The organism is Ectobacillus sp. (assembly GCF_056992975.1).
On sequence record NZ_JBXKMX010000271.1, the window covers coordinates 1 to 4597 of the forward strand.

The 4597-nt window shown below is 37.0% G+C and carries 4 protein-coding genes and 1 pseudogene; 3 read left to right on the top strand and 2 right to left on the bottom strand.

The window, feature by feature from the left end; genetic code table 11:
* Positions 1-358 precede the first annotated feature (358 nt).
* The gene (locus tag AC11ZT_RS12435) at positions 359-2347 is read left to right on the top strand and encodes a penicillin-binding transpeptidase domain-containing protein (protein WP_484059901.1); all 1989 of its coding nucleotides are present in this window, start codon (positions 359-361) and stop codon (positions 2345-2347) included.
* A 153-nt stretch (positions 2348-2500) separates the two neighbouring features.
* Here the strand turns inward: AC11ZT_RS12435 and AC11ZT_RS12440 are convergent, their stop codons facing one another.
* On the bottom strand, positions 2501-3064 hold the full coding sequence (locus AC11ZT_RS12440) for an FAD-dependent oxidoreductase (protein WP_484059902.1): 564 nt from the start codon (positions 3062-3064) through the stop codon (positions 2501-2503).
* Positions 3065-3323: 259 nt separating this feature from the next.
* Here AC11ZT_RS12440 and AC11ZT_RS12445 point away from each other — a divergent pair, with 259 nt between their 5' ends.
* Entirely contained in the window at positions 3324-3734 is a 411-nt protein-coding gene (locus tag AC11ZT_RS12445) for a disulfide bond formation protein B (RefSeq protein ID WP_484059903.1), read from the top strand.
* 147 nt (positions 3735-3881) lie between these two features.
* Positions 3882-4088, top strand: a complete 207-nt coding sequence (locus tag AC11ZT_RS12450) for a hypothetical protein (RefSeq protein WP_484059904.1) — start codon at positions 3882-3884, stop codon at positions 4086-4088.
* A 261-nt stretch (positions 4089-4349) separates the two neighbouring features.
* On the opposite strand, the pseudogene AC11ZT_RS12455 reads toward AC11ZT_RS12450, so the two are convergent.
* Positions 4350-4597, bottom strand: a pseudogene (locus AC11ZT_RS12455) (slipin family protein); the annotation flags it as partial.

Below are 4597 nucleotides of genomic sequence, written 5' to 3' on the forward strand. Positions count from 1 at the left end.
CATCATTGAAGTAGATGACTTGTGAAAGGTATTTAATTCCTTTAATATTTTCAAATACTTCTTTCGCTTCTCTTAATGTGTCAAACTCAAACATAGTTGTTTGGTCCTTGCAATGAACAGTAATTACCCACATATGAAAGCCTCCATTTAAATTATTTTTCGCTTATATGTTATATAACAAGGCTTATTATAGCACTCTCCTGTGCTATAAAATGTTACAGCTTTGAAACACTTTTTCAAGATAACGTTTTCACGTTATTTACGTTGTAAATTTAATTTATATATATTTAGTACATTTGTATTTATATGTTAATTTTTATAGAATACTAGGTGTAACGCTATTGGTAGGAGGAGGAAAATGAAGAAAATATGGGTAATCATTGTTGGAGTACTTCTTATTTTAGTAGGCTGTGGACAAGAAGCAAAGCCTGAACAGACGCTTCAGATTTATACAAATGCATGGAATGAACAAAAATTTGATGTGATGTACGATCAACTTTCGAGCGCATCTCAGGCTGCCATATCAAAGGATGATTTTATTAAACGTTATGAAAAAATTTATAAGGACATGGAAGTCAGTCAAATTACAGTAGGTGCAGTTGAGTTAAAAACAAAAAATGAGGCACAAAATGGGAAAAGTTCACTTCCCTTCTCTGTGAAAATGAATACATTAGCGGGAGACATTTCATTCAACGAGTCGCTTCCTCTCATTAAAGAGGTGCAAGATAAGAAAAATGTGTGGAAAGTAGAATGGAATCCATCGCTCCTCTTCCCTTCCATGAAAGAAGGAGATAAGATTGGCATTCAAACCTATAAGGCAAAGCGCGGGGAAATTCTCGATCGAAGCGGACAAGGTCTTGCTATAAATGGAAATGCAAACCAAGTTGGCATTGTCCCTGGAAAGCTCGGCGATAACGGGGATCAAACAAAGCAAACTTTAGCCAATAAACTTGGTATTTCGATTGATACGATAAACAATAAGCTAAAGGAAAAATGGGTACAGCCTTCTCTTTTTGTCCCTCTAGCGTTTCTTCCAGATTCTGATAATATAACGGATTATGTAAGCTTACCAGGCGTTGCAACCAAATCCGTACCAATTCGGACGTATCCACTAAAGGATGCAGCTGCCCATCTAACCGGGTACATACGAGAAGTAAGTGCTGATGATTTAAAAACATTAAAAGGTTATCGTACAGGTGATGTAGTAGGAAAGGCTGGATTGGAACAAGTCTATGAAGCGAAGCTAAGAGGTGAAAATGGCGGAAGAATCTACATTACAGATTCCTCTGGCAAGGAAAAAGAAACGCTGGCAGAGAAAAAACAAACCGACGGTGAAACCATTACAGTGAACATTGATAGCCATCTGCAGCAAGCAATCTATAATCAGATGAATCAAGATTCCGGAACTGCTTCGGCTATCAGTCCGAAAACAGGAGAAATACTCGCGCTTGTAAGTAGCCCCTCTTATGATCCAAATGGATTTGTTAGAGGGTTAAAGGATGCAGATTGGCAGGCTTTAAACAATGACCCGAAAAAGCCGCTGATGAACCGCTTTACAAAGGCTTATGCACCAGGTTCCGTATTTAAACCGATTACCGCTACGATTGGATTACAAGTAAAAACGATAGATCCGGCCGAGGCACTCCCCATCACCGGATTGCAATGGGCCAAAGATGCGTCTTGGGGAAATTACTATATAACGCGTGTACATGAAGTTAATCCAGTCAACCTAGAAACTGCTATGGTCTATTCAGATAATATATATTTTGCCCAATCGGGTTTAAAAATTGGCAAAGATAAATTCACCGAAGAAGCGAAAAAATTTGGACTTGGCGAGAAACTTCCGCTTGCATATCCATTTCAAGATTCAAAATTGGGTGACATAAAAAATGATATCCAGTTAGCAGATACTTCCTATGGACAAGGGGAAGTTGTTCTCACATCTCTACAAGCCGCTCTTTCTTATGCACCGTTTGTAAATGATGGGAACATTCCTTATCCATCCTTACTACGAGGAGAAAATGATAGTAAAGTGTGGAAATCCAATGTTACAACAAAAGAAAATGCTGCTGTCATTAATAAAGCACTGATTGCTGTTGTAAACAATCCCGAAGGAACAGGAAAAAGTGCCAAAATAGAAGGGATGACGCTTGCAGGTAAAACAGGGACAGCTGAATTAAAACAAGGAAAAGAGGAAAATGGGACAGAAAATGGCTGGTTTATCGGCTATAATGCCGATGCTCCAAATTCCATAGTAGCAATGATGATTGAAGATGTAAAAAACAGGGGCGGTAGCAGCTATGTTGCGAGTAAAGTAAAGAATATATTTCAAGGCTCCAAACCATAATATTGAACCCTCCCTTAAATAACGGGATAACATCATTACCTTTAGCCAAAATAGACCGCCATGCAAATTCCTGTAAAAGATTTGCTTGGCGGTCTATTTCTCATTTTCCGTACTCTTTGTAATTTTGAGACAGCCTCTTGCTTCAAGCTATTCTCATTTATTCAGTACATCGTGATCTGCGTAACGTGCTCCGTTCAACTGACTGATTACATTCACAGCTACTTTTGCTCCGTCTCCAGCCGTGATAATCGTATGAACACTTACACCAGCTACTGTACCTGCTGCCCAAATTCCATCAACATTTGTTTTTCCTTCTGCATCTACATCGAGAACAGTTTTGATTCGTGGTTCCGTTCCTGGTTTTGTTTTTAATCCAATACTCTCTGCAAGATCTACTGATACTCCCGTTGCAAGAATAACATGTTGTGCTTCATAAGAGTTATTTTCTGTTTGTATTTGAAATCCTGTTTCACTTTTAACAATGTTTGTAACTTGATCTTCTACAAGTTCTGCCCCAAACTTACTTGCTTGTTTTTTTCCTACTTCTAGTAAGTCAGGTCCTGAAATTTCTGACACCCCATAATGATTTTCAACCCATGCGTGGCTTGTCAAACTTTTATTATTATCGAGTAACAATGTACTTTTTCCAGCTCTTGCAGCAAACAAAGCAGCACTTGCCCCTGCTGGACCAGCTCCTATAACGACGATTTCATACATATTTCACAACTCCCTTTTTTCTTTTTAAATTTGGTGTTTCAAAAACGTAATTTCTTATCAATACTCTTAACAATTGTGCTTTCTAGGATGTATGTAAATGGTTAGCCAGCTAATCAAATATAGCCTATAATTTCACCTTAATAGTATAATGACAGAAAGTCAAACGAACTGACTCACTTGCAAAATTTGTACGTAATTGTCACTTTCTCGTTCAATGAAAGTACAATAAGCTTTCATTACCGTTACTATAGGAGGACTTATGAAACTGTTTACCCTTAATCAAGTACTATATAGTGTATTAATTCTATCTTTATTATCTATTGGAGGCAGTTTGTATTTTAGTGAAGTTGTTGGATTAATACCTTGTGTACTATGTTGGTATCAAAGAATCTGTATATACCCTATGCCTATTCTCATAACCGTCGCTCTTCTCAAACCAGAGTATAACATTATCTATAATCTAAGGATTTTGTCATTTATTGGATTGTTATTTGCAGGATACCAATATTTCATTCAATTCTTTCATACAAAAAGCCAGTTCTGCCACGTAGGGATATCTTGTTCCGACATTCAAATTGTTTTTTTTCGATTTATTACATTGCCTTTACTTAGTTTCATTTCGTTTATCATCATTTTTCTACTTTCCTTCATGATTAAAGAATCGAAATAACTCTTGATTTTTTCAATTATCGATGATTCGTCAGAAATACGTCCATATAAAATTCATAGCAAAAAGTGAATAATCCTTCCTCCTATTTTAAATACTAAACACATTCATATAAATGGTATTCCACTATACCGAATAGGAGGATATAAAATGAACAAAGAAAATGACAATACGGTCTATGAAGGAATTGATAGTACAGATACACTCTATGAAGGGAAAGACAAAGCCTACTTAGATATTGATCGAATGATTAATGAAGGTCTATCGGGCGGTTCGGTTCATATGAGAGGTAGTAAAACAAATATTGAAGAGGCGCGAGAAATCCATTCTGAAGAAAAACCACATACCACTGAGTAAATAGGAAGATTTTTTCATTCCTACTTTGATGAGAGAGCCTTTGCTTTTACCGGGATTTGTCACCCACTTCGCATATACGGCTGTGGACAAAGTAGGAATGGAACCAAAATTCCTTTCCTACTTTGTTTTCATATTCATTTCTACGGTCCATCCTATAAATTTCCTCAATAAAAAGCCTGCATAGATTTAAGATTTAATTCTACACAGGTTTTGAAATTTTCTAATAAATTTTCAATAACCCCTTTTCAGGGGTTGCTTCTTTTATTTCTCCTGTTTTGCAAATAAATTTGCCACAGAGGATACTTCAAATGGAAATAGAATTGTACTATTTTTTTCTGCTGCTATTTCTGTCATTGTTTGTAGCATACGAAGTTGAATGGCCGCTGGTTGCTTATTGAGTACTTCTGCTGCTTCTGCAAGTTTTTCTGCTGCCTCGTATTCCCCTTTTGCCGCAATAACTTTAGCTACCCGTTCCCGTTCAGCCTCAGCTTCTTTCGCCATTGCACGGC

Coding starts and splice junctions, on each gene's coding strand:
- AC11ZT_RS12435 (WP_484059901.1), top strand. CDS start 359: ATGAAGAAAATATGGGTAATCATTGTTGGAGTACTTCTTATTTTAGTA.
- AC11ZT_RS12440 (WP_484059902.1), bottom strand. CDS start 3,064: ATGTATGAAATCGTCGTTATAGGAGCTGGTCCAGCAGGGGCAAGTGCT.
- AC11ZT_RS12445 (WP_484059903.1), top strand. CDS start 3,324: ATGAAACTGTTTACCCTTAATCAAGTACTATATAGTGTATTAATTCTA.
- AC11ZT_RS12450 (WP_484059904.1), top strand. CDS start 3,882: ATGAACAAAGAAAATGACAATACGGTCTATGAAGGAATTGATAGTACA.